Raw genomic sequence first — 24,480 nt, forward strand, 5'->3', positions numbered from 1 at the left:
GAACAAGACCGGCTGCCCCCGCGACCTGGAACCGCAATGAATCCCCAAGATCTGCCCCCGTCCACCCCGGCCGACGCCCCGCCGGAAGCCCCACGCGGGCTAATGGCCCGTTTCCGCAACTATTTCCTGACCGGCCTCGTGGTCGCCGGACCGATCGCGATCACCTTCTATCTGACCTGGTGGTTCGTCACCTGGGTCGACAACCTGGTCCGTCCCTTCGTTCCGACCGCCTACCGGCCGGAAACCTATCTGCCGTTCGGGCTGCCGGGTTCCGGGCTGATCGTCGCCGTGATCGCGCTGACGCTGCTGGGTTTCCTGACCGCGAACCTGATCGGCCGGACCCTGGTCGACCTCGGCGAACGGCTGCTCGGCCGCATTCCGGCGGTGCGTGCGATCTATCGCGGCCTGAAGCAGGTGTTCGAGACGCTGTTCTCGGGGAACGGATCGAGCTTTCGCCGGGTCGGCCTCGTCGAGTTTCCCTCGCCGGGCATGTGGTCGATCGTGCTGATCTCGCAATCGCCGAGCGTCGACATCGCCAACAAGCTGCCCGGCCAGGATGAGCACATCTCGGTGTTCCTGCCCTGCGCGCCGAACCCGACCACGGGGTTCTTCTTCTACGTGCCGAAGAACAAGATCATCGAAATCGACATGAGCGCCGAAGACGCGGCAACGCTGATCATGTCCGCGGGCGTGGTGCAGCCGGGCTCCGATCCGCAGAAGAAGATCGCGGCCTTGGCCGCTACCGCGCAGGCCGCGCGTGTGGCGAGCGCCGCCAATGCAGCCACGCTGCAGCCGGCGAAGGTGGAGTAGGGCACCGTCTCTCTCCACGTCATTGCCTGCGACAAACGCAAAGCGTTTGCGCAAGGGAGCCCTTGCGACGAAGCAATCCATCTATCCGTTATGCCGCGCGATGGATTGCTTCGCTTCGCTCGCAATGACGGGGAGGGGCCGTCACCCCGCCCCGATCAGCGGGATCGCCTCATCCCGCTCGTACAGATACAGCAAGCACCGCAGCGCTTCGCCGCGGTCGCCCTTGAGCTTCGGATTGTCCTTCATGATCCGCAGCGCCTCGTCGCGGGCCTGGGTGATGAGCTGGCCGTGGACTTCGGAGCGAGCGATGCGGTAGCCGGGCAGGCCGCTTTGCCGGATGCCGAGCACGTCGCCTTCGCCGCGCAGTTTCAGGTCCTCCTCGGCGATCCGAAATCCGTCCGACGTTTCGCGGATCACTTTCAGCCGCGCGGTGGACATCTCGTTGAGCGGTTCCTTGTAGAGCAAGAGGCAGGTTGACGCCTCCGAACCGCGGCCGATCCGGCCGCGCAATTGATGCAATTGGGCGAGGCCAAACCGTTCGGCGTTCTCGATCACCATGATCGACGCGGCGGGGACGTCGACGCCGACTTCGACCACGGTGGTCGCGACCAGGAGGCCGATCTCGTGGGCGGCGAACTGCGCCATCACGCGGTCTTTTTCGGTGCCCTTCATCTGGCCGTGGACGAGGCCGACGCGGTCGCCAAAACGTTGCTGCAGGCGTTCGAAGCGCTCGGTGGCGTTGGTGAGGTGCTCGATGCCCTCGGCCTCGGATTCCTCGACCAGCGGACAGATCCAGTAGACCAGCTTGCCGGCTTTGAGCGCACGGCCGACGCCGTCGATGACTTCGTCGAGCCGGCTGTTGGGGACGGTGCGGGTATCGATCGGCTGGCGGCCGGCCGGCTTTTCGCGCAGTTCCGAGACGTCCATGTCCCCGAAATAGGTCAGCACCAGCGTGCGCGGGATCGGCGTCGCGCTCAGCACCAGCACGTCGACCGTTTCGCCCTTGTTGGTAAGCGCCAGCCGTTCGCGCACGCCAAAACGATGCTGTTCGTCGACCACGGCGAGCGCCAGCGCCTTGAAGGCGACGTCGTCCTGGATCAGCGCGTGGGTGCCGACCAGGAAATCGATCTCGCCGGATTCCAGCTGGGCCAGGATTTCGCGTCGCTCCTTGCCCTTTTCGCGCCCCGTGAGGATCGCCACCCGCATGCCGGCGCGTTCGGCCAGCGGCGTGATGGTCTTGATGTGCTGGCGCGCCAGGATTTCGGTCGGCGCCATCAATGCTGCCTGCTTGCCGGCCTCGGTCACGGCGGCGGCCGCGAGCAGGGCGACCACCGTCTTGCCCGAACCGACATCGCCCTGCAGCAGCCGCAACATCCGCACCGGCTGGCGCAGATCTTCGGTGATGGCGGCGACCGCGTCGCGCTGCGACTTGGTGAGGGCATACGGCAGCGCATCGATGATCCTGCTGCGCAGGTGGCCGTCGCCGGCGTGGCGGTCACCGGCCGGACGGCGCAACTGCGCGCGCACCAGCGCCAGCGCCAGTTGACCCGCCAAAAGTTCGTCGAAGGCGAGCCGCGACCAGAACGGGCCATCGGGGAGAATGTCCGTCAGCTCGACCGGGACATGAACACGGGTGAACGCTTCCCGGATGGACGGGAAGTGGCAGCGGCGTACGACTTCCGGACTGATCCATTCGGGCAGTTCGGGGAGCTTTTGCAGCGCCTGGGCGACCGCGCGGCGCAGCGAGCCGAGCGCGAGGCCTTCGGTCAGGGGATAGACCGGATCGATGCCGGTCAGTTTCGCAAAGGCCGCTTCATCCACGATGTTGGTCGGATGCACGATCTGGGGAATCCCGTCGTACATCTGCAAGGTGCCCGACACGTAGCGCTTCTCGCCTACGGGAAGCAGTTTTTCGACATAACCGGGCTTGGCGCGGAAAAACGTCAGCACCACGTCGCCGGTGTCGTCGCTGGCATAGACGAGGTAGGGCGTGCGGGAATTGCGCGGCGGCGGCGGCCGGTGGCGATCGACGGTGACCTCCAGCGTCACCACGGTTCCCTGCACGGCTTCACGGATCTTTGGCCTCGCGCGGCGATCGATCACGCTGGCCGGCAGATGCAGCAGCAGATCGACCAGCCGCGGTGTCTCGCTGCGGCCGAGCAGATAGCGCAGCAATTTGTCCTGCTTCGGCCCGACGCCAGGAAGCGTCGTGACCGGAGCAAACAGCGGATTGAGCAGAGGAGGGCGCATTTACTGGTCCGTCATGCGCGGGCTTGACCCGCGCATCCATCATTCTTCGAAATGAATCTTACGAAGCAGATGGATTGCCGGGTCAAGCCCGGCAATGACGAATTCTTCGAGCAGGAAGGGTTGACGTTCTCCCGAACGGATCCCGCCTGGCGCTTTTTTGGTGTCGGACTACGATGCCTGAAAGGCGGAGCCCTTGAACCGCTTGACCGGGCTGCCGCGCTCGAGGCGATCATGCGCCGCATGCGCATCATTCCGGGCCGTGATCGCTTCGAGTTCGCCCTGCAGCCTGATCAGTGCCGCAATCCGCTCCAATGCCAGCGCCTTGTTCCGATGTTGCGAGCGTTCCTCGCGCGCCACGACGGACAGGCCGCTTGCGATGTGGGTCGCACGCACGGCGCTCTCGGTCTTGTTCTGATGCTGACCGCCGGGGCCGCCGGCCCGGAAGGCTTCAAAGCGAACGTCGTGCGCGGCCAGCGCTTTCGGCGCTTCGGGCGGCGCCGGAAGTTCGAAAACACCAATGAACCAGTTTTTGCGCTTGTGATGTGGCCGCAGCGGACTTTGCACCACCCATTGGATCGAACCGATCCACGGCCGAGCAAAGGTCGTAGCCGCGTCTCCGTGAATCACGACGATTGCCGAGGCTGGACCATGCCCGTCCGGATTCGGCCCATTCACGCAATCGGTATCAAGGCCGAGCGAGGTCGCTTCGGCGGTGAGCGCCGCGACAGCCTTTGCGAGCGCGATCCGGCATTCCGCCGGACCGCGTCCGCTGGTGAGGAGAAGCCGGATCATCGGCGATCCTCCTTCCAGGATTTTTCGCGCTTGCCGCTGCTTGCGGCGATGCTGGATTGCGCCTTCTTGAACGTCACGAGCGGCCGGAACGTCGCCACCACGCGCGCCAGGCCGAACTCGACGAGATCGGCGATGACGCGATCGATGTTCTTGTAGGCCTCCGGCGCCTCCTCCACGAGCAGGCCGCGATCTCCGCAGACGACGATGCCGCCATAGGGATTGCGCTCCAGCCGTGCCATGTCGGATTTCTTGCCCCGCACGCGGCCGTGCATGGATGCCCGGTCGTACTTGCGGCCCGCACCATGCGCGAGCGAGGCGAGCGCCTCGGTTCGCATCGGAGCTAGCGGCTCGACCAGATAGGACAGCGTCCCGCGCGATCCCGGCACCGGCACCAGCCCGCGGTCGGAAGCCGCCGCGCCCTTCCGGTGCAGCATGATGGCGTCACCGGGATTGCCACGACGCTCGACCATGTTATGCGCCAGGTCGTTGACAGGACGCAGTTCCGCACGCGCCGCCGCTGCGGCTCGCTCTGCGATGATGCGACGGTTGAGCCTGGCCCATCGCACGGCGTGATCATGCGCGTCCATGTAGGACCCGCCGTCTTCACTCGCGGGATCAAGCGCTGCCTGCCCACTCGACAGGACGCGCTCCAGGATCGAGTAACCGAGGCCCCGCGAGCCGGAATGGACCAGGATAAAGGCCTCATCCCGGTCCAGCCCCGCCTGCGCGGCCGTCTCCGGTGCAAGGATTTCCTCGATCGCCTGGATCTCGCAGAAATGATTGCCGCCGCCGATGCTGCCGAGCGAAGCATCGAACAACGTGGCGTCAAGACCGGCGTCGGCGAGGACGCCGGCGACGTCGCCGTCCCAGGGTTGGTCGAGCGAGCTCAAGCGGTCGGCCAACTGGTCGAGCCGCAGCTTGCGGGCTGCGATATCTAGCGCAAACAGTCCCATGCCGCAGCCGATGTCGGAACCGACCAGTTGCGGATGAATGCTGTCAGCCAGAATGGCGCAACCCACGGGACCATATTTGCCGGGATGCAGATCCGGCATGGCGGCGACCGCGCGGACTCCAGCGAGTGCAGCGACCTGTTCCAGTTGAAGCGTGGCGTTGCCCTCGATCCAGGATTTGGACGAGGCGAAGACGTGGATCGGCGCACGGCCGTCCATCTTGGGAGAAGTGCCCATTTGAAAGCTTTCAGAAAGATTTGGAATCGTCGACGCGCACAGCACAGCTATCGCTGACTTAAGCGCGTGATTTCCCAAGCGGCGCGGCTAACGCACGCGCCCTCAGGCGATGCCCTCGACGGGGCGGCGAGACAACGTCATCGAGCCTTCTCCCTGTTGATCGTGCCAAAATCGGCCACCGATCGCGCAGATCAGATACCGGCGAAACGCAAAACCTGCAAGTCCGCCGCGACCTCCTGTTGTCGCACGCCAGAGGCGCGAGGTTCACGTGCATCAAGTTCACTTGGATTTGCGCCGGAAACGCTACTGACATTCGCTGCGGCCATGGCTATATCAACCCCGCCCGGCACGTCCGGGCTTTTGGCGTTCGGATGGGAATGGGACAATGACGGGTTCGACACGATCGAGCGATGGGCTCGATGACCGCCGCAAGCGGCTTTTGTTTCGCTGCTGGCATCGGGGCACCCGTGAGATGGATCTCATCCTCGGGCGCTTTGCCGATGCCGAGATCGCTGATCTGTCTGATGGCGACATGGCCGAACTGGAACGGCTGCTCGAGGTGCCCGATCCCGATCTCTATGCCGCGCTGACGGGCGAAAAGCCGCTCGATCCCGAATTCGCCAGCGCGTTGTTCGACCGCATCAAGGCGCGTCGCGCCGTGGACCACGACGCATGAAGTCACCGGTGAAATCCCCCGCTGCGCTGCTGGCCCCCGGCCGCGCGCTGACCTTTGCCAATGTCGCCGAAGGCGCCGAGGGTCTCGTCGTTGCCGATCTGGCGCGCGCGGTCGCTGCCAAGCCGAAGCCGCCGGCGGTGAGCCTTGCGGTGGTGTGCCGTGACGGTCCCCGCATGCAGCAACTGGCGCGGGCGCTGGAGTTCTTCGCACCCGATTTGCCGGTCATGCAGTTTCCGGCCTGGGACTGCCAGCCCTATGACCGGGTGTCGCCGCATGGCGGCGTCCTGGCCCAGCGCCTGACCACGTTGGCGCGGCTGTCGCGGCTTCAAGGCAGCGACAAGCCGCTGATCGTGCTGACTACGGTCAACGCCATCGTCCAGCGCGTTCCGGCGCGTGAGGTGGTGGCGGCGCAGGCGCTGTCGGTGGCACCCGGCCACGTCGTGCCGATGGACTCCATCGTCGCCTGGCTGGAGCATAATGGCTACAACCGGTCCTCGACGGTGCGCGAGCCCGGCGAATACGCCGTGCGCGGCGGCATTCTCGACCTCTTTCCGGCTGGGCTCGATCAGCCGGTCCGGTTCGATTTCTTCGGCGACAGCCTGGAATCGATTCGCACATTCGACGCCGAAACCCAGCGCACGCTGCTCGACATGCGCGCGCTCGATCTGGTGCCGGTCTCCGAATTCCAATTGGTCACCGAGACCATCCGCCGCTTTCGCATGGGCTATGTCGCGACCTTCGGCGCGCCGCAGCGCGACGATCTGCTGTATGAAGCCGTCAGCGAAGGCCGCCGCCATCCCGGCATGGAGCACTGGCTGCCGCTGTTCCAGGAGCGGATGGACACGCTGTTCGACTATCTCGACGGCGCGCCGGTCGCGATCGAACCGCAGGGCGAGGACGCCGCCCGCGAACGCTTCAAGCAGATCGCGGACTATTATGAAGCACGCCGCGAGGCGCTGGAGCATCCCGGGAGCGGCGCGATCTACAAGCCGCTGCCGCCCGATCGGCTGTATTTGACCGAAACGGAATGGACGACACGATTGGAAGAAGCCGCGCTGGCGCGGCTGACGCCGTTCGCGGTGCCCGACGACAGTTCTGACGTGTTCGATGCCGGCGCGCGGCAGGGGCGCAACTTCACGCCGGAGCGCGCCGATAGCTCCGTCAACGTGTTCGAAGCCGTCGTCGCCCATGTGCTGGCGTTGCAGGCGCAGCGCAAGAAGGTCGTGATCACGCTGTGGAGCGAGGGCTCGCGCGACCGCATGGGCAGCATGTTGCGCGATCACAAGCTGCTCAACCTCACCAGCGTCAACACCTGGCGCACGGTGCAGGCGACCCCGCGCAACGAGGCCATGCTGGCGGTGGTCGGCATGGAATCCGGTTTCGAGACCGACGACGTCGCCGTCATCAGCGAACAGGACATCCTCGGCGACCGCCTGGTGCGGCCGCGCAAGGCGAGCCGCAAGCTCGACAATTTCATCTCTGAAGTCACGAGTCTGGCCGCCGGCGATCTCGTCGTTCATGTCGAGCACGGCATTGGCCGCTTCATCGGGCTGCAGACGCTGGAAGTCTCCGGCGCGCCGCATGACTGCCTCGAGCTGCATTACGCCGCCGAAACAAAACTGTTCCTGCCGGTCGAAAACATCGAGCTGCTGTCGCGCTACGGCTCCGACCACGCCAACGTCGAATTGGACCGCCTTGGCGGCGGCGGCTGGCAGGCGCGAAAAGCAAAACTCAAGAACCGCATCCGCGAGATCGCGGGCGAACTGATCAAGATCGCGGCCGAACGCCATCTGCACGAAGCGCCGAAAATGCCGGTGCAGCCGCATGTCTATGACGAGTTCTGCGCGCGCTTCCCCTATGAGGAAACCGAGGATCAGCTCGGCGCCATCACTTCGACGTTGAAGGACCTCGAAAGCGGTCGCCCGATGGACCGGCTGATCTGCGGCGATGTCGGCTTCGGCAAGACCGAAGTGGCGCTGCGCGCCGCGTTTGCCGTGGCACTCGATGGCAAGCAGGTCGCCGTGGTGGTGCCGACCACGCTCTTGGCGCGGCAGCACAGCAAGACGTTTGCCGAACGGTTTAGAGGTTTTCCCGTCAATGTCGCACAGGCCTCAAGGCTGGTCGCGCCGAAGGAACTGACACAAGTCAAGAAGGGGCTTTCGGAAGGCAATGTCGACATCGTCGTCGGCACCCATGCGCTGCTCGGCAAGGCGATCAAGTTCAGGGATCTCGGCCTGTTGATTGTCGACGAGGAACAGCACTTCGGCGTCAGCCACAAGGAGCGGCTGAAGCAATTGCGGGCGAAGGTGCATGTGCTGACGCTGAGCGCGACGCCGATCCCGCGCACGCTGCAACTCGCGCTGACCGGCGTGCGCGACCTCTCGATCATTGCTTCACCGCCGGTGGATCGTCTCGCGGTCCGCACCTTCGTGGCGCCGCATGATCCCCTGATGATCCGCGAGGCGCTGCTGCGCGAACGCTACCGCGGCGGGCAGGCGTTCTATGTGGTGCCGCGCATCGAGGATCTTGCGAGCGTAAAAGACTTCCTCGACAAGAATGTGCCTGAAATGAAGGTTGCGGTGGCGCATGGCCAGATGCCGCCGACCGTGATCGAAGACATCATGTCGGCGTTCTACGACGGCAAATACGACATCCTGCTCTCGACCACGATCATCGAATCCGGGCTCGACATTCCCTCGGCCAATACGCTGATCGTGCATCGCGCCGACATGTTCGGCCTGGCGCAGCTCTATCAGCTGCGCGGCCGGGTCGGGCGCTCGAAACTGCGGGCCTATGCGCTGTTCACGCTGCCGGCGCAGCAGAAGATCACCGGGCAGGCCGAGCGGCGGCTCAAGGTGCTGCAATCGCTGGAGACACTGGGCGCCGGCTTCCAGCTTGCGTCCCACGACCTCGACATCCGCGGGGCCGGCAATCTGCTCGGCGAGGAACAATCCGGCCACATCAAGGAAGTCGGCTTCGAGCTTTATCAATCGATGCTGGAAGAGGCGATCCTCAACCTCAAGGCCGGCGTGGTCGAGCCCGCCGCCGACCGCTGGTCACCGCAGATCACCATCGGCATGCCCGTGCTGATCCCGGAGGATTACGTCAACGACCTGGCGGTGCGGCTGTCGCTGTACCGCCGGCTCGCCGATCTCGAGACCGACGAGGAGATCGACAATTTTGCCGCCGAAATGCGCGACCGTTTCGGCGTGCTGCCGGACGAGGTGCGCTATCTGTTCAAGGTCGCCGCGATCAAGGCCTATTGCCGAAGGGCCAATGTCGAGAAGGTCGATGCCGGGCCGAAGGGCGCCGTCATCAGCTTCCGCGACAACAAGTTCGCGCAGCCGGACCGGCTGGTGTTCTTCATCCGCCAGCACGGCCAGGCCGCAAAAGTTCGCCCGGACATGAAGGTGGTGTTCCTGCAGGTATGGAAGACGCCGGAAGAACGGCTGATGGGCACGACCGAGATTTTGCGCCAGCTCGCCAACCTCGCGGAGAACAAGAAGGCGGCGTAGCGTTCCGGACCATTCCCGTCATTGCGAGCGAAGCGAAGCAATCCATCGTGCCACAAAACAAGCATGGATTGCTTCGTCGCTTTGCTCCCTTGCGCAAACGCTTCGCGTTTGTCGCAGGCAATGACGGATCCGCCTACGACGCAGCGCGATCAGTGATGATTGGTTCCGCGTGCGCGCCGCGTTTGCCGCGGCAGGAGTGGCGCATCAGCTCGACAATCCCCGTGCAATCGGGGGCGCCTGTTTCGAGGCTTTGCAGCTCGCGATCACGACCCTCGGCGATATGGACAGCCCGCTGGTCTTCTTGATTGTTATCGCGCCATCTCCAGCGGTGGCTACGTCGAGCTTCACCTCCAACCTGGCGAATCCGCTGATCTTCCCGTTGGACACGGATGATATGAGCGTGTGCTCGGGCGAGTATGTGGCCTTGCTGTGCGCGGTGTACTTAAGCCAGCTGTACCAGCGGGAGCCGCTGACGTTCGGCATTTTTCCCAACACGCCGGTCGATTCCCACGAATAGCTGACGCCGATGAAATCGATCGCCAGGTGCACGTGGTCGCCGGGCGCGAATGTGCCACTCAGCGTCGCGGTGTCGCCGCCCTGGTCGAACAGCTTACGGGCCTTCGCCTCGAATTCACTGCAGTTGGCCGAAGCGGCGGTAGCAGGTTCCGTGCCGCCGTTTGCCTTGTTGAACAACGACAGCCCTCCCGCAAGGGCAAGGACCATCGCAAACAAGGCGATGTTCCGAGCTTTCCAGGCTGGCTCCGCGTTATTCGTCAACATGGCCGCTTCCTCGACGGTGTGGGCGCAACGCGCGCGCCCGCCGGCGTAGGCGGCGAGCACATCGATCCTGTGTCGCTCCAGCCGCCCTGCGGGTTCATGAACGATACAGGAGGATGTCTCACCATGGTCCGTGGGGACTTTGGGATCGGCCCGTTGGGTTTCCACTTCTTCGAAGACCCGATCCGAGGCCTTCACGACGCCGCGCGATGCGCCTCTTCGCCGAGGCGCGCGAGCAGCGCCTTTGCGGAATCCTTCGACTCCAGCGCCGCGACCGTCACGGTTGGTTCTGCGCGCGTATCGCGCTTGCCGTGGCTGGTGTGGCGCATGACGCTGGACAGCCGCCGCGCGATCGTATGCGCGGTCTTGAGGTCGGTTTCGGCGAAGGCGACCACGACCGATCCGTCATCGCAAACGGCGCCGAAATCCATCCGCCGCATCAGCCGGCTGATGATGCGCGCGCCGTCGAACTGGGCGCGGGGATGGGCGGGGTCGAAGGCGAAGCGCGCAACCGACAGGCCGCCGCCGCGTTGCTGGGTCTGGTAGACGGCGCTGGCGAAGTCGCGCTCGAAGGCGGTTGGTGTGAGCAGGCCGGTGCGGGCGTCGATCAGGCCCTCGGCGTCGATCGAGCGCAGGATCCGGCTCAAATGCGCTTCGAAGGCATGCTGGCGGATCAGCGGCAACGCGGTCGCCACCATTTGTACAGGCTCGCCACTGAGGATTTCGAGGTTCGGCAATTCATAGGCCGGCAACAGATCGCCTGACGTCACCACCACAGGCAGATGGCGGAAGCGGGCGTCTTCCGCCAGCACGGTCAGGAAAGCATCGACCACGCGCGGGCTAAAGCCTTCGCTGAGCACGATGCCGTCGATGTCGCGCGCATTGAGATGCTTCGCCGCAGCCTCGATGCTCAGCGCGCCGACCACGCCGGTTTGCTCGCCAAGCGAGACCGACAGCGTGGGGTAGGCGCCGCCGCGGCCGACCAGCAGCACCGTGGCATCCCGGAAGGTGTCGATGTCCGACAGCGCGATCCGGGTGGCCGGCACCAGCCGGCGCATCACGGTCGCGTGCAGCGAGCGGACACGCAGCGCGGCGCGCAGGCGCGCGACGAGGCGGCTGGAGTCTCCCTGGCTCTGGAAAAACGGAATGGCGTTTTCAGGCAGCGTTATCTGTGGATCGACCGCGATCAGCGGCAGATAGGGTTGGTGGGCCGCGATCGGCGCGGCGAGTGCGGCAAGCGTGGCCTGATCGACGTCGGACGCCGCGGCCAATACGGCCGCAGGCTGCAGCTGTTCGACCGCGCGACCTGCGTCCGCCCATTCGGCCTCGACGACCGGAAACAGCTTTGCGACATCGAGCGCCGCGGCAAACGATGGCCGCCTTGCGGTCGATACGACGAGGATCGGGCCTTGCTGGGACATCTGACAACTCGGATCAAGCGCGCCATTTATGAGAGCGCGATCCTAGTTTGCCGGGCTTAATGCGGCGTCAACGCAAGCCGCGAGATTGCGCTCAGGTGGAATTGGCCCGGTCGCGAAACGCTTCGACCATCAACGGGTTAAGCCCGAGTTCCGTCAACGCGTCGCGGGCGCGGGCGTTGTCCTGGGCGCGGCCGGCAAGCCGATGGCCGCTAAGGCGATCCGGCAGTGCCGTGAGCAGCGCGCCTTGCCCAAGCCGGCGCGCCCATTCCTGCAGGTCCTGCGCCAGGAAGCGGTAGCCGCCAACCGCCATGATACCGGACGGCGGCGCGGTGATGTTGATGGCGCCGGTCGAGCGGTCGAGCCGCGCGGAATAATCGGTGTCGACGTAATCGCGCGGCGGGGCTGCGATCAGCGAGTCGCTGGGTGGCGGCGGGGGCGCATAGGCCGCGACCGGGATCATCGGTCCGCGCAGCCCCAGGGTGCCCCGCGGGGTCAGCAGGATGTCGCCCGCGATCGAGGAGCCCGGCAGTTCGCGCGGCGCGCCGTGCGGTCCTGACTTGATCAGGGCGGGCGAACCATCGTCCGCAATCCGGCGCGCCGCGAACAAACCGACTTCGCCGAACAGATAGACGTCGGTCAGCGTCGCCTGCTGGGCCGACCAGGACGCGCTCGACATCACCTGTTCCGGCGCGCGCCACAACCCGATGACGTTGCGCAGGGAGGGCAGGCTGCCCGCGAGGTCGAGTTCGTCCAGCCGCAACGCCAGTTGTGCCGGGGCAATCAGCGTATCACAGGCATGCTCGTTGATCTGCTGCTCCAGGATCTCTTCGTCGAACGGATGGTGCAGCACCAGGGTTCCGCCCGACAGCAGCCAGACCGTCAGCGTCGATGCGAGGCCGGCAAACGACATCGGCGAAAACGCCGACAGGATCGTTGCGCCCTGCGGCACGTCGCTTTCGAGCGAGACCGAGAGTCCTCCGGCGATCAGGCCGAGATGGGCACGCGGCACGGGCCGGAAACCGTCCGAGGTCAGATCGAACGAGATCAGCGCCGCCTTGCGGCCATCCTGGATCACCGCGCGCGCGGTTGTCGATTCCCGAAGGATCGCGTTATCGAGCGAGGCCATGCCTTCCGGCAAATCGGTGCCGAAGCCGCAGACATGGCGGATCGAAAACGCTTCAGCCGCGGCATTCATGGCCAGATCCGAATAGACGATGCCGTCGACCTTGCTTGTGGTGACGATCGCCCGCGCCGCGGTGCGGTTGAGCGCCATGGTCAGTTCCGCCTGTCGCCACAGCAAGGGCAGCACGGCGACCACCAGTCCGGCGCGATAGGCGGCCAGAATTGTCAGCGCGAATTCGATGGTGTTCGGCAGCTGGACCGCGATGACGGAGTTGGCCGGCAATCCGGATTCGATGAAATGCGCTGCCAGCGCGGAAATGGCGCGGTCGGCCTGCGCATAGGTGAGGCGCTTCGGCGTCTGGCCCGTGACGCGCGGCTTGTTCGGAGGATCGATCAGCGCCGTCGCATCCGGCTGCCGTGCCAGCGAGCGCTTGAACAACGTATCGAGCGTGGGCGAAGCGGCTGGCTGGGTCACGGCGTCACTTCAATGGCTTGCGTCATTTGGGTTGCGCGTCCGGTCTGTGCCACCACGTCTCCGGCAGGTAGCCCGTCAAGGCGATGGTTGAAGGTCGTTCTACCCGATTCCATCGCGCGATCCATTGCTCGGCGACGTTAAACAACGGGATAGCGTAGAAGCCCGACATCAGGGTCCGGTCCAGTGCCCGCACCGCCGAGACGAATTCCGGCCGCTCGCGGGCCTCCAGCAGCGCCGCGATCAGGGCGTCGATCGCCGGATCCTTCGCGCCCATGTAGTTCCTTGTGCCGGGGATATCGGCGGCCTGGCTGCCCCAATAGAACGACTGCTCATTGCCGGGTGACAGCGACTGGTCCCAGCGGTTCTGCAGCATGTCGAACTCGTAGCCGAGCCGGCGCTGGTCGAATTGCACCGGATCGACCGCGCGCACGCTGGCCTCGATGCCGGCGCGTTTGAGGTCGCGGCTATAGGCCAGCGCGATCCGTTCCTGATCGCGCGTCGTGACCAGGATCTCGAAGGTGAGGGGTGCTTTGGTCGCGCGCTGGCGCAGCACGGTGCCGTCGAGCACGTAGCCGGCCTCGGACAGCAGAGCGAGGGCGACCCGCAGCGCTGCGCGGTCGCGGCCTGAACCGTCTGACACGGGCAGGCGGAAGCTGCCGTCGAGAATATCAGGCGGAATATGCGCGAGGTAGGGTTTCAACAGTTCGCGCTCGCGCGCATCGGCGGCGCGGCCATAGGCTGATAATTCCGACCCTGCGAAGAAGCCTCCGGCACGCGTGTAGAGGCCGAAGAAGTAGTTGCGGTTGATCCATTCGAAATCGAACAGCAGCGTCAGCGCACGCCGCACGCGGACGTCGGAAAACAGCGGACGGCGGGTGTTGAACACCAAATACTCCGACGGCTGCGGCATCCCTGGCTTGATGATGTCGCGGATCAGCTCGCCGCTGCGGGCGGCCGGGAAATCATAGCCGTCGTGCCAGCGCAGCGGCTCGGCTTCATTGCGGAAATCATAGAGCCCGCGCTTGAAGGCTTCGAACTGGCCGTTGGACTCGCGGTAATAATCGAACCGGATCTCGTCGAAGTTCCACAGGCCCCGGTTCGCCGGCAGGTCACGGCCCCAATAGTCGGGGTTGCGCCTCAGCGTGACGCTGGCGCCGGGGCGCACCGCAGTGACGCGATAGGGACCGGAACCGACCGGTCCGGTCATGGTCGTGTCCTCAAAGGTTTCGGGATCGACCGCATGGCGCGGCAATACCGGCATCAGGCCGAGGATCAGCGGCAGTTCGCGGTCGGGCGCGCCGCCGAAATCGAACCTGATGGTGAGCGGGTCGGGCGCCTCGGCCTTGGCGACCTTGGCATAATACTGGCGATGGTTGGGGCGGCCGCGGTCGCGCAGCAGCGCCCAGGAAAACAGCACGTCGTCGGCCGTTACCGGCTTGCCATCCGAGAACCGCGCCCGGGGATCGAGATGGAACGTGACATAGCTTCTGATGTCGTCGGTCTCGACGCTCCTGGCGAGAAGCCCGTAGAGCGTGAAGGCCTCGTCATTGCCGCGGCTCATCAGGCTCTCGACGACAAAGCCCCTGATCTGCTGCAGGGCGAGGCCTCGGACGATGAACGGATTGAGGCTGTCGAAGGTGCCAAGCAGACCCCAGACCAGCCGGCCGCCCTTCGGTGCATCGGGTTTGGCGTAGGGCATGTGGGCAAAATCGGCCGGCAGGGCCGGCGCGCCATGCATGGAGATCGCATGGCTTTCCCCGGCGCGGGCGTTGCCCGCGAGCGCCATCGGCAACAGGCCGAGCGCGAGCACAACGCTGGCGAGAATACCAAGCCGGATACGTCCAACGGCTACCATCTGCACGCGCGGATTTGATTCGGGGTCACACACCAGTGAGCTTTACCATAGGCCTTGACCACAGGCCTCGGCGTCCACCGGGACCGCAGCCAAAGATGCTTGTCGGCATTGATCTTTTCGTCCGCCGCTGTATTGAAGGCGTGCAATTGACCAGGGCGGTGACGCCTGTCACGTATCCGCCTCAATTGACTAGGAGACAGCCGCCCAAACGGCTAGGTGTCGGTGCCTGCAGCGGTTTCGGGCGCTCCCGTTCAGAAAGGGTTTTCCGCAATGAATTTCCGTATCTTGGCCGTCCGGCCGCATGGGCGGGTTGCCGCCTTGTTGGCGGCGACGGCATTGTCCGCGACGTTGCTCGTCGCGGGTGCGCAGGCCCAAACCCCGGCTCCGGCCCCCGGTGCCCCCGCAGCGGCGCCCAAGGAGGCCCCGAAGGCCGCTCCCAAGGCTGCCCCGAAAGCAGCCCCGAAGGCCCAAGCGCCCGCCGCCCCGAACGCCCAGCCGGCCCCGCCAGCGGCCGCCGGCGGCGCTCCCCCCGCAGGCGGTCAGTCGCAGGACCAGCAGGTCCAGCTGATTTACGCGCCCTGGACCAAATTCTGCCTCAAGGGGCAGGACGCTGGCGCCAAGCAGGTCTGCTTCACCGGCAAGGACGGACGCATCGAGTCCGGCCAGCCGGTCATCGCTGCCGTCATCATCGAGCCGGAAGGCGAGCCGAAGAAGATCCTGCGCGTGACGCTGCCGCTCGGCATGCAGCTCGTGCACGGCACCCGCGTGATCGTCGATGCCAATCCTCCGGCGCAGAGCCCCTATGTGATCTGCTTCCAGAACGGTTGCATGTCGGACTACGAAGTGACCCCGGAACTGCTGGCCAACCTGAAGAAGGGCCAGAATTTGGTGGTTCAGGCGATCAACTCCAACGGCGCCCCGCTAACGCTGCCGCTGCCGCTCGCCGAATTCGCCAAGGCCTATGACGGCCCGCCGACCGACCCCAAGGAATTCGAGAAGACCCAGCAGAAGTTGCAGGAAGAGCTGCAGAAGCGGGCTGAAGAAGCGCGAAAGAAGCTCGAGGCCAACCCGCCCGCTGGCGGCGCGCCGGGCAATGCCAATCCGGCGGCCAAGTAACGCCGCTTCGATCGACAAACAAAAAGGCGCCCTGGTCCGGGCGCCTTTTTCGTTCAGGAGAAGATTTGTAGCCTGGATGGAGCCAGATCAGTTCAGCGAGGGATTGCGCGGACGATAGCCGCCGGACTTGTCCTTGACGAAGATCTCGGCGACCTGCGAATGCCGGATCGGTTCGCCGGAATCGTCGGGTAGCAGGTTCTGCTCCGAGACGTAGGCGACGTATTCGGAGTCCGAATTCTCCGCCAGCAGATGATAGAACGGCTGATCCTTGTGCGGCCGAACGTTCTCAGGGATCGACAACCACCATTCCTCGGTATTGTTGAATACCGGATCGATGTCGAAAATCACGCCCCGGAATGAAAACACCCGGTGACGGACGATCTGACCGATCTGGAATTTGGCGGTGCGCGCTTTAATCATACCTCGTCGAATAGACCATGATTGTGGCCGATGCTAGGGGCAAAAGGTTGAATTAGCTCTCAAGTCCGGCTGGCACATCCGGCGCCAGCCCCAAGAAAACATTGACGAAACGCTGAAGAAAAGACCCCCATTGCATGGCCGATATCCTCAATCTGGCGATTCCCTATTTCGGGGTGATCTTCATCGGCTTTGCCTGCGGCAAGACCAGGGGGCTGCCGGAGGCGGGGCTGGCCTGGATGAATTTCTTCCTGCTCTACGTGTCGCTGCCGGCCCTGATGTTCGGCATCATGGCCAAGACGCCGTTTTCGGAACTCAACAACCCGCCATTCCTGATCGCGACCACGCTCGGCACCGTGATCGCCTTCATCGTTGCCGTGGTGACTGGCCGGGTCATCGGCGAATTGTCGCTGCGCAAGGCCACTTTGGCCGGGCTGGCCGGCGCCTATGGCAATATCGGCTATATGGGCCCGGGGCTGGCGCTCGCCGTGCTCGGCACCAAGGCGGCGGCGCCGACTGCGCTGATTTTCTGTTGCGACAGCATTTTCCTGTTTTCGATCGTACCGATCCTGATCGCGTTCACCGATCGCGAGCATCGCTCGCTGCTGCACACGCTCGGCATCGTGGTGCGGCAGATCGTGCTCAACCCGCTGATCATGTCGGCCGGCGCCGGCGCGCTCGCCGCGGCGCTGCATTTTCGTCCCCCTGTCGCGATCGACAACACGCTGGTGTTTTTGCAGAACGCCGCGGCACCGACGGCGCTGTTCGTGCTGGGTGTCACCGTCGCGTTGCGCCCGTTCGATCGCGTGCCGTGGGAGGTGCCCGGCGTGATCGCGGTCAAGCTCCTGATCCATCCGCTGATCGTGTTCGGCCTGATGCTGCTGTTCGGGCCGTTCGCGCAGCCCTGGGCGGCGACCGCGGTCCTGATGGCGTCACTGCCGCCGGCGCTCAACGTGTTCGTGATCGCGCGGCAGAACAACACCTGGATCGAGCCGGCGTCGGTCGCCGTCCTGATCGGAACCTTCGCCTCCGTCGTTACGCTGACCAGCGTGATGTGGTTCATCCAGAGCGGAAGGCTGGCGTTTCCTTGAGAATAACCACGCATGGCTGACGCTATGCAACGCGTTCTGATGAAACCAAATTTGAGACCGACGAAACAATCTTCCGGGATCGACGAAGACGGCTTGAAACAATCGCCGTTCAGGGTGGCTACATCAGACACTGGGAGCCACGTGTGAAGAGCGAACCGATCGAAGCAGACATCAGAGCAACCCATATTTGGCGAACGGCCCAACGCCGCCGGGCGACGTATTTGGCCACTCTGGTCGACGAACCAACTGATGACGCGGGATATGTGATGGCCAGAAAATTGGCGATTCCCAGTGTACTAGCCTCGGGGGTGATGGCGGTGGCGGTGTGGGCACTAGCTTGATCTCCGGTCCTCCCGGTCACGATGCCGTCAACCCTCGAACAGGCACGGGCGCGCTGATCCGGCGCGCTCCTCAAGCTAAGCTGAAGCCGGCTCGCGCTGAACGTCTTCCTCAAGAACGGGTTTGCTGCGCCAAGGCAGGGTCAAGACCGGGAAGAATCGTGATGCCTTCCTGATCACTTCCAGATGAATAAGCTGCGATCTGTGTACATCTGTTGTCGCTGTCCTTGCCCGCTGCATGCGGAAGATCAGCGGCGACGAAGCATTACTTATCTTCCCGCACCGAGACCGTTTTATCGAGGCCGTCGCCGTAGTACACGGCGCATTCGCTTCGAGCATATGAGCATCGTCTCGATGGCCCGGTGATAGGTCCCTATGCCATCACACCGGGCGGCATCGGTAATACGTTCACACAAACCTTCATCATTGCGCCGACAGGTTCGGCGTTGGAATTTTGAGAAGTGCAATGTTGGATTGGATTGTTAGCGTAATTCACGACCCCAACTCACCGATTTGGTTTTCCAGGGATATTTTCAGGAGTGTTTTCCAGTCCCTCTTGGGAGCAATCGTGTCTGCGCTGCTGGTGGCTCCACTGACGGCGCGCTGGGTCGCATGGGAAACGACACGCAAGTGGCGTCCCGCACGACGCGTCGCGTTCCGTGATATCGAACATGGCACCAGCCTGATTTGCAATTCGTTCGCGGACTGGAGCACGATTGGAAGAAAACCGGAATCGGAGAATGATCTGCTGTTGTCCTGTTGGTCCATTTACACGGCCATGTCGGAGGGGCACGAAGAGATGAAGAAGGCCTATGCGGACTGGTCCGACTTGTGGTCGCCGCAACAGGCATCAGCAATTATCAGCTTCTTGGAATACGTTTCCGACCTATGCCATAACGTCGAAAACGAGAGCAATCTGATCAGTCGCATCATTGATTTTGACGAGCAGCCTGATCAACTCAAAAAAGGCGATCGCTGGGAGACGGTTACTCCGCGATGGGTTGAGTCCGGCCAACTGCCGAAGTTGGATGTAGGTGCCATGCGGTCAAGGCTCAACCGACTTCGAGCAAGCTGCTCTGACCGCGCCCTCGTAAAAATATTCGATGATTGCAACGAAGCTCTAGGCGGCTGCGATCAAAAGGCCATGGACAATCTCCAAAAGGCCTGTCGCGAAGCTATGCTGGAAAAGGCTCGTATAATTGAAATAACATTCACCGAGAAAGCATGATTTACGTTGCGGAGCACGGGGCCGGCCTCCGATTTTACGGGTTTACTTCCTAGCCCACGCGCTTCCATGTCGGCGCGAGGCCTTCGCGCATCGCCAGCCGCCGCAGCGGACCGAACGAGCCGATCAGATGCAGCCCCACCGCGCGCAGCGACTGCACCGGCAGGAAGTCGCTGAGCAGCGAGCGGTTGGCGAGGTCGATGGCAAACATCCGGCTGGCGACATCGGCGCGACGGGCGGATTGATAGCGCGCCAGCACCTGCGGCGCGCCCGGATCCTCGCCGAGCGACAGGGCTTGCCCCGCGATATCGGCGATGTCGGCGGCGTCGCGCAATCCCATGTTGAGACCCTGCGCGCCGATCGGCGGCAACACATGGGCGGATTCGCCGACCAGCGCGACGCGATGGCTGGCGAATTGTCTGAGGCTTTCGATCGAGAGCGGAAACAGGTTGCGCCCGGGCTCGACCCGGACGCTGCCGAGAATGGAATGCGATTGCTTTTCCGCGGCGTCGGACAGTTCGTCGTCGCCGAGCGCCATCAGCCGCTCTGCTTCCTTTGCCGCGGAAACCCACACCACGCTGCTGCGGTTGCCGGGCAGGGGCACGAACACGCATGGCCCGTGCGGGGTATGAAACTCGGTGGAGATATTCTTGTGCGGCCTTGAATGGCTGATGTTGAAGGTTAATGCCGACTGGTGCAGGTCGCGGCGCTTGACGTCGATGCCGGCGGCCTCGCGCGACAGGGACTGCCGCCCGTCGGCGCCGATCACCAGCCGCGCCGACAGCGACCCGCCCGCACGGGTGTGGATGGCAACCATCGCATCCTGCGGATCGACGCCTGCCGCCTCATCGTCAAATCGCGTCAGGCCGGACAATTCGGCGGCACGCTCTTCCAGCGCGGCCATCAGCGTCCGGTTGTCGATATTGTAGCCGAACTGGTCGAGGCCGATTTCCTGCGACGAAAACCGCACTTCCGGCGCCCGGATCAGGCGGCCGGTGTCGTCGACGAGCCGCATGGTCCGTAACGCCGCGGCCTGATCCCGGCAGCGGCGCCAGACATCCAGACGTTCGAGCAGATCGGTGGAGGCGCCCAGCAGCGCCGTGGTGCGGTTGTCGGCATAGGGGGCGCGGCGGGCGAGCAGAGCGGTCCTGGCACCGGTCTCCGCCAGCGCGATGGCGGCGGTCAGTCCCGCCGGTCCGCCGCCGATCACAACGGTGTCATAAATTGGCGATGCATCGTTCATATTGGAACAATTGACATTCCCGGCGGCATTTTCAAGTCATTGACCTTCTTAAATGTTTCCACCGATTTGCGCGGCGGAACGCCGCAAGCGCCGGTATGCAAATCGGGGCGATTCCTGTTAGCACTGCCGGAGCAATGGACCAGACACAAGAACCAATAGCATCTCCCGCTACGACCCGGATGCGGACGGCCGCATTTGGCGTCCACGTCTTCACGGCGCTCGGAGCGGGCGTCGGCCTGATTGCGATGCTGGAAGCGGTGCGCGAGCACTGGGCCGCCATGTTCGGCTGGCTTGGCGTCGCGCTCATCATCGACGCCATCGACGGTCCGCTCGCGCGCAAATTCGACGTGGTGCGGCTGCAGCCGAACTGGTCGGGGGAGGTGCTCGACCTCGTGGTCGATTTCATCACTTACGTGTTCGTTCCGGCCTACGCCATCACCGCGAGCGGCTTGCTGCTGCCGCTGGCGGCGCCGCTGCTCGGCATCGGCATCATGACCTCGAGCGCGCTCTACTTTGCCGACCGCCGGATGAAGGCGGCCGACAACCATTTCCGGGGCTTTCCGGCGGTGTGGAACGTCGCGGCATTCTACCTGTTCCTGCTGCATCCATCGCCGGCGCTTGCCACACTTGGCGTAGCGATCCTGATCGCGCTGACCTTCGCGCCGTTCCACGTGTTGCATCCGATCCGCGTCGTGCGCCTGCGCTGGCTGACACTGTGGCTGCTGGCGGCATGGGCCGTGCTGGCGGCCTACACCATTGCCTGCGACTTCGCCGTGGGCATTCCCATTACCGTCGGACTCTGCGCGATCGCCATCTACGTCGCCGGCAGCGATGCCGTGATCCGCAAACTGAAATCGTTCAAGGCATGATGGAATTACTGACCAGCCCGGAAGCATGGGTGGCGTTGCTGACGTTGACCACGCTCGAAATCGTCCTCGGAATCGACAACGTCATCTTCCTGTCGGTGATCGTCTCAAGGCTTCCGCCGGAGCAGGCCAATCGCGCGCGCCAGATCGGTTTGCTGCTGGCGCTGGTGTTCCGCATCATGTTGCTCAGCGTGCTGGTGTGGCTGATCGGCCTGACGGAACCTGTGCTGACCGTGAAAAGCGTGACGCTGTCCTGGCGTGACATCATCCTGATCGGCGGCGGCATGTTCCTGATCGCGAAGGCGACGCATGAAATTCACGCCGAAGTGGAGGCGCGCGAGGCCGAGCCCGAGGCCAAGCCGAGCGCGAGCGTATTCTTCTGGGTGATCATGCAGATCATCGTCGTCGACATGGTGTTCTCGCTGGATTCGATCATCACCGCGATCGGCATGGCGGAGGATATCGAGATCATGGTGGCCGCCGTCGTGATCGCCTGCTTCATCATGTACGTTTCGTCAGGACCGGTGGCGAAGTTCGTGGCCGATCACCCCACCACCAAGATGCTGGCGCTGGCGTTCCTGGTGCTGATCGGCGTGGCGCTGGTGGCGGACGGATTCAAATTCCACATCCCGCGCGGCTACATCTATTTCGCCATCGTGTTCGCGGCCGCGGTCGAATTGTTCAACGTGCTGGCCCGGCGCAATCGCAAAAAAGTAGTCAAACAGCGGGTTTAGGCCCCCGCGAGTTGACAATACGGCCTTGATGGCTTTCGCTCCGCCACGAGCCGGGGCGCTTGAAGCCGATACCGAGGGAGAAAAGGTCATGGTCAAGGCCGTGCGCGTGCACAAGGTAGGGGGGCCGGAAGCCCTGGTCTATGAGAGCGTCGACGTGCCGGCGCCGGGACCGGGCGAGGTCCGCATGCGCCAGCACGCCGTCGGCCTGAACTTCATCGACGTGTATTTCCGCACCGGTCTCTACAAGGCGCCGGGGCTGCCCTTCATCCCCGGCAATGAGGCGGCGGGCGAAGTGGTGGCCGTCGGTCCTGGCGTCACCAATTTTCATCCCGGCGACCGCGTCGCCTATTATTTCAACCTCGGCGGCTACGCCTCTGAACGCGTGATCCCGGCGGACAAGCTGGTCAAGCTGCCCGACCACATCACCTACGAGCAGGGCGCGGTGCTGATGCTCAAGGGCCTGACGGTCTGGTACCTCCTGCACAAGACCTTCAAGGTCGAGCCCGGGCATCGCGTGCTGATCCACGCGGCCGCCGGCGGCATCGGCCTGCTGGCCTGCCAATGGGCGAAAGCGCTCGGCGCGCATGTGATCGGCACCGTCGGCACCAAGGCGAAAGCCGACCTCGCGCTCGCCAATGGCTGCGACCACGTCATCCTCTACAACGAGGAGGACTTTGTCGCGCGGGTCAAGCAGATCAGCCGCAACGAATTGTGCGACGTCGTCTATGACGGCGTCGGCAAGACCACGTTCCCGGGCTCGCTGTCCTGCCTGCGGCCGCGCGGCCTGTTCGTCAGCTTCGGCAATGCCTCGGGCCCGGTGCCGCCGTTCGCGCTCGCCGAACTCAACAACCACGGCTCGCTGTTTGCGACGCGGCCAAAACTCAACGATTACGTCAGCACCCGCCGCGAACTGCTGGAGGGCGCCGATACGTTGTTTGCCGCCGTCATCAACGGCAAACTGCACGTTCCGATCAACCACGCCTATGCGCTGAAGGACGTCGCCAAGGCGCACACCGACCTGGAGGGCAGGGCGACGACCGGGGCGATTATTCTTCGGCCGTGAGGTCTCAAACTCTTTCAATTGGTGTCGTCCCGGCGAACGCTCAGATGTGCAATTGCACATCGGGGGACCCATACCGCGTGATCCATCGATAGAAAAAAGGCGATAGAGACCGCCTGCCATTACAACGGCCGCGGCGTATGGGTCCCGGCTCAAGGCCGGGACGACGACTTAGATCTACGCCACCATCCGCGCGGCGCCCATCTGGGTCAGCACCGAATCCAGACAATCGATCATCATCGAGATATCCTCGCGCGTGACGTTGAGCGCCGGCATGAACCGCAGCGCGTCCGGCTGCGGCGAGTTCAACAGCACGCCTTCCGCAAATGCCTGCGCGACGATCGAGGCGCCGATCGGCAGTTTGAGATCGAGCGCCAGCAATAGCCCCCGGCCGCGCACGTTGCCGAGACCGTGGCGCGCCGACAGTTTCTGCAATTCGCTTTCCAGGAACAGACCGGCGTCAACGGCTTGCTTCAGGAAGTCGGGTGTTGCGACGTGTTCGAGCACCGCAAGGCCCGCGGCGCACATCAGTGGATTGCCGTTGAAGGTGCCGCCCTGGTCGCCGTGCTCGAAACAGGACGCATATTCGGTCGCCAGCAATGCCGCCAGCGGCACGCCGCCGCCGATGCCTTTGCCGAGCGTCATGATGTCGGGCTCGATCCCGGCATGCTCGTAGTGAAACAGTTTTCCCGTCCGGCCCATGCCGGTCTGGATCTCGTCGACGATCAGCAGCAGCCCGCGCTCCTGGGTCAGCGCCCGCAACTCCCTGAGGAATTGATCGGTCGCCGGCCACACGCCGGCTTCGCCCTGCATCGGCTCCAGCATGACCGCAACGGTCTTGCTCGAGATCAGCCGCTTGACGGAATCCAGATCGTTGAGCTGCGCCTTGGGAAAGCCGGTGACCTTGGGCTCGAACAGCGACTCGAAAGCCTTCTTGCCCGACGCCGACATGGTGGCGAGCGTGCGGCCGTGGAAGCCGCCAACAAAGGTGATGATCTCATGCGCGCCGCCCTTGTACAGCGTACCAAATTTGCGCGCGAGCTTGATGGCGCCCTCGTTGGCTTCCGCCCCCGAATTCGCGAAGAACACCTGGTCAAAGCAGCTGTTGGCGACCAGCGCATTGGCGAGCTTGAGGCTGGGTTCGTTGAAGAACGCCGGGCTCGGCGTCAGCAGCAGTTTTGCCTGCGCGGCAATCGCGTCGGCGACGATGGCAGGCGAATGGCCGAGGCAATTGACCGCCCAGCCTTGCATGAAATCGAGATAGCGCTTGCCGCTGTCGTCCCACAGATAGGCGCCTTCGCCCTTGACGAAGACGGTGGGGGGCCGCGCGGTGATGTTCATCAATGCGTCGAACGGTTGGGTAACGTTGGTCATGTCGAGCTCCTTCTTGGGTTTTGGGGAAAGGGCAGGCCGAAACGCAAGAAGGCCGCACTTTTCGGGTGCGGCCTTCTCGAAAACGTTGCTGAACTAGTTGATCAGCGGTGTCGTCGGACATGGCGCAGCCCATCAT

19 protein-coding genes are annotated in these 24,480 nt (G+C 64.1%); 9 read left to right on the forward strand and 10 right to left on the reverse strand.

The genetic code is table 11. From position 1 onward, the window contains the following. The first annotated feature begins 36 nt into the window (after positions 1-36). On the forward strand, positions 37-810 hold the full coding sequence (locus tag JQ600_RS23390; protein ID WP_212390747.1) for a DUF502 domain-containing protein: 774 nt from the start codon (positions 37-39) through the stop codon (positions 808-810). 141 nt (positions 811-951) lie between these two features. On the opposite strand, the gene recG is transcribed toward JQ600_RS23390, so the two are convergent. The 3 genes from recG to JQ600_RS23405 all read right to left on the reverse strand — a co-directional run bounded on the left by recG (position 952) and on the right by JQ600_RS23405 (position 5,039). Further along, a complete protein-coding gene (gene recG, locus JQ600_RS23395) occupies positions 952-3,060 on the reverse strand; it encodes an ATP-dependent DNA helicase RecG (RefSeq protein WP_212390748.1) in 2,109 nt (702 codons plus the stop codon). A gap of 168 nt (positions 3,061-3,228) precedes the next feature. Next, positions 3,229-3,852, reverse strand: coding sequence for a peptide chain release factor H (gene prfH, locus JQ600_RS23400; RefSeq protein ID WP_212390749.1), 624 nt, complete (start codon positions 3,850-3,852; stop codon positions 3,229-3,231). Then, positions 3,849-5,039 carry an RNA ligase RtcB family protein gene (locus JQ600_RS23405; protein WP_212390750.1) on the reverse strand — a complete coding sequence of 397 codons (1,191 nt, stop codon included), beginning with the start codon at positions 5,037-5,039 and terminating at the stop codon, positions 3,849-3,851. Before JQ600_RS23405 ends, prfH begins: the two co-directional genes overlap by 4 nt. A 385-nt stretch (positions 5,040-5,424) precedes the next feature. Here JQ600_RS23405 and JQ600_RS23410 point away from each other — a divergent pair, with 385 nt between their 5' ends. Further along, positions 5,425-5,715, forward strand: coding sequence for a succinate dehydrogenase assembly factor 2 (locus JQ600_RS23410; protein WP_212390751.1), 291 nt, complete (start codon positions 5,425-5,427; stop codon positions 5,713-5,715). Next, complete coding sequence (gene mfd, locus JQ600_RS23415; protein ID WP_212390752.1) at positions 5,712-9,230, forward strand: transcription-repair coupling factor; 3,519 nt, start codon at positions 5,712-5,714, stop codon at positions 9,228-9,230. Before JQ600_RS23410 ends, mfd begins: the two co-directional genes overlap by 4 nt. 204 nt (positions 9,231-9,434) lie before the next feature. On the opposite strand, the gene JQ600_RS23420 is transcribed toward mfd, so the two are convergent. The 4 genes from JQ600_RS23420 to JQ600_RS23435 form a co-directional block, all read right to left on the reverse strand. Next, positions 9,435-10,205, reverse strand: coding sequence for a hypothetical protein (locus tag JQ600_RS23420; RefSeq protein ID WP_212390753.1), 771 nt, complete (start codon positions 10,203-10,205; stop codon positions 9,435-9,437). Continuing rightward, positions 10,202-11,428, reverse strand: a complete 1,227-nt coding sequence (locus JQ600_RS23425; protein WP_212390754.1) for a GGDEF domain-containing protein — start codon at positions 11,426-11,428, stop codon at positions 10,202-10,204. Before JQ600_RS23425 ends, JQ600_RS23420 begins: the two co-directional genes overlap by 4 nt. A 91-nt stretch (positions 11,429-11,519) precedes the next feature. Then, a complete protein-coding gene (locus JQ600_RS23430) occupies positions 11,520-13,025 on the reverse strand; it encodes a class I adenylate-forming enzyme family protein (RefSeq protein ID WP_212490115.1) in 1,506 nt (501 codons plus the stop codon). 22 nt (positions 13,026-13,047) lie between these two features. Continuing rightward, a complete protein-coding gene (locus JQ600_RS23435; RefSeq protein WP_249136044.1) occupies positions 13,048-14,811 on the reverse strand; it encodes an extracellular solute-binding protein in 1,764 nt (587 codons plus the stop codon). A 339-nt stretch (positions 14,812-15,150) separates the two neighbouring features. Between JQ600_RS23435 and JQ600_RS23440 the strand changes: the two genes are divergently transcribed. Then, positions 15,151-15,996 (forward strand): invasion associated locus B family protein, encoded by an 846-nt coding sequence (locus JQ600_RS23440; RefSeq protein ID WP_212270264.1) that lies wholly within the window; start codon positions 15,151-15,153, stop codon positions 15,994-15,996. Between the two features lie 87 nt (positions 15,997-16,083). On the opposite strand, the gene hspQ is transcribed toward JQ600_RS23440, so the two are convergent. Continuing rightward, positions 16,084-16,416, reverse strand: coding sequence for a heat shock protein HspQ (hspQ, locus tag JQ600_RS23445; protein ID WP_212031571.1), 333 nt, complete (start codon positions 16,414-16,416; stop codon positions 16,084-16,086). Positions 16,417-16,550: 134 nt separating this feature from the next. On the opposite strand from hspQ, the gene JQ600_RS23450 reads away from it, so the two are divergent. After that, on the forward strand, positions 16,551-17,504 hold the full coding sequence (locus JQ600_RS23450; RefSeq protein ID WP_212390756.1) for an AEC family transporter: 954 nt from the start codon (positions 16,551-16,553) through the stop codon (positions 17,502-17,504). A 906-nt stretch (positions 17,505-18,410) separates the two neighbouring features. Beyond that, positions 18,411-19,070 (forward strand): hypothetical protein, encoded by a 660-nt coding sequence (locus JQ600_RS23455; protein ID WP_212390757.1) that lies wholly within the window; start codon positions 18,411-18,413, stop codon positions 19,068-19,070. Positions 19,071-19,119: 49 nt separating this feature from the next. On the opposite strand, the gene JQ600_RS23460 is transcribed toward JQ600_RS23455, so the two are convergent. After that, positions 19,120-20,310, reverse strand: coding sequence for a UbiH/UbiF family hydroxylase (locus JQ600_RS23460; protein WP_212390758.1), 1,191 nt, complete (start codon positions 20,308-20,310; stop codon positions 19,120-19,122). 134 nt (positions 20,311-20,444) lie between these two features. On the opposite strand from JQ600_RS23460, the gene pcsA reads away from it, so the two are divergent. The 3 genes from pcsA (at position 20,445) to JQ600_RS23475 (ending at position 22,973) form a co-directional block, all read left to right on the forward strand. Beyond that, complete coding sequence (gene pcsA / locus JQ600_RS23465; protein ID WP_212390759.1) at positions 20,445-21,179, forward strand: phosphatidylcholine synthase; 735 nt, start codon at positions 20,445-20,447, stop codon at positions 21,177-21,179. Next, positions 21,176-21,910 (forward strand): TerC family protein, encoded by a 735-nt coding sequence (locus JQ600_RS23470; RefSeq protein ID WP_192736016.1) that lies wholly within the window; start codon positions 21,176-21,178, stop codon positions 21,908-21,910. Before pcsA ends, JQ600_RS23470 begins: the two co-directional genes overlap by 4 nt. 88 nt (positions 21,911-21,998) lie before the next feature. Then, positions 21,999-22,973 (forward strand): quinone oxidoreductase, encoded by a 975-nt coding sequence (locus JQ600_RS23475; protein ID WP_212438771.1) that lies wholly within the window; start codon positions 21,999-22,001, stop codon positions 22,971-22,973. A 174-nt stretch (positions 22,974-23,147) separates the two neighbouring features. Here JQ600_RS23475 and JQ600_RS23480 read toward each other — a convergent pair whose 3' ends face one another. Next, positions 23,148-24,344 (reverse strand): acetylornithine transaminase, encoded by a 1,197-nt coding sequence (locus tag JQ600_RS23480; protein WP_212390761.1) that lies wholly within the window; start codon positions 24,342-24,344, stop codon positions 23,148-23,150. Positions 24,345-24,480 lie beyond the last annotated feature (136 nt).

The organism is Bradyrhizobium sp. AUGA SZCCT0176, assembly GCF_018130145.1.
GTDB lineage: Bacteria > Pseudomonadota > Alphaproteobacteria > Rhizobiales > Xanthobacteraceae > Bradyrhizobium.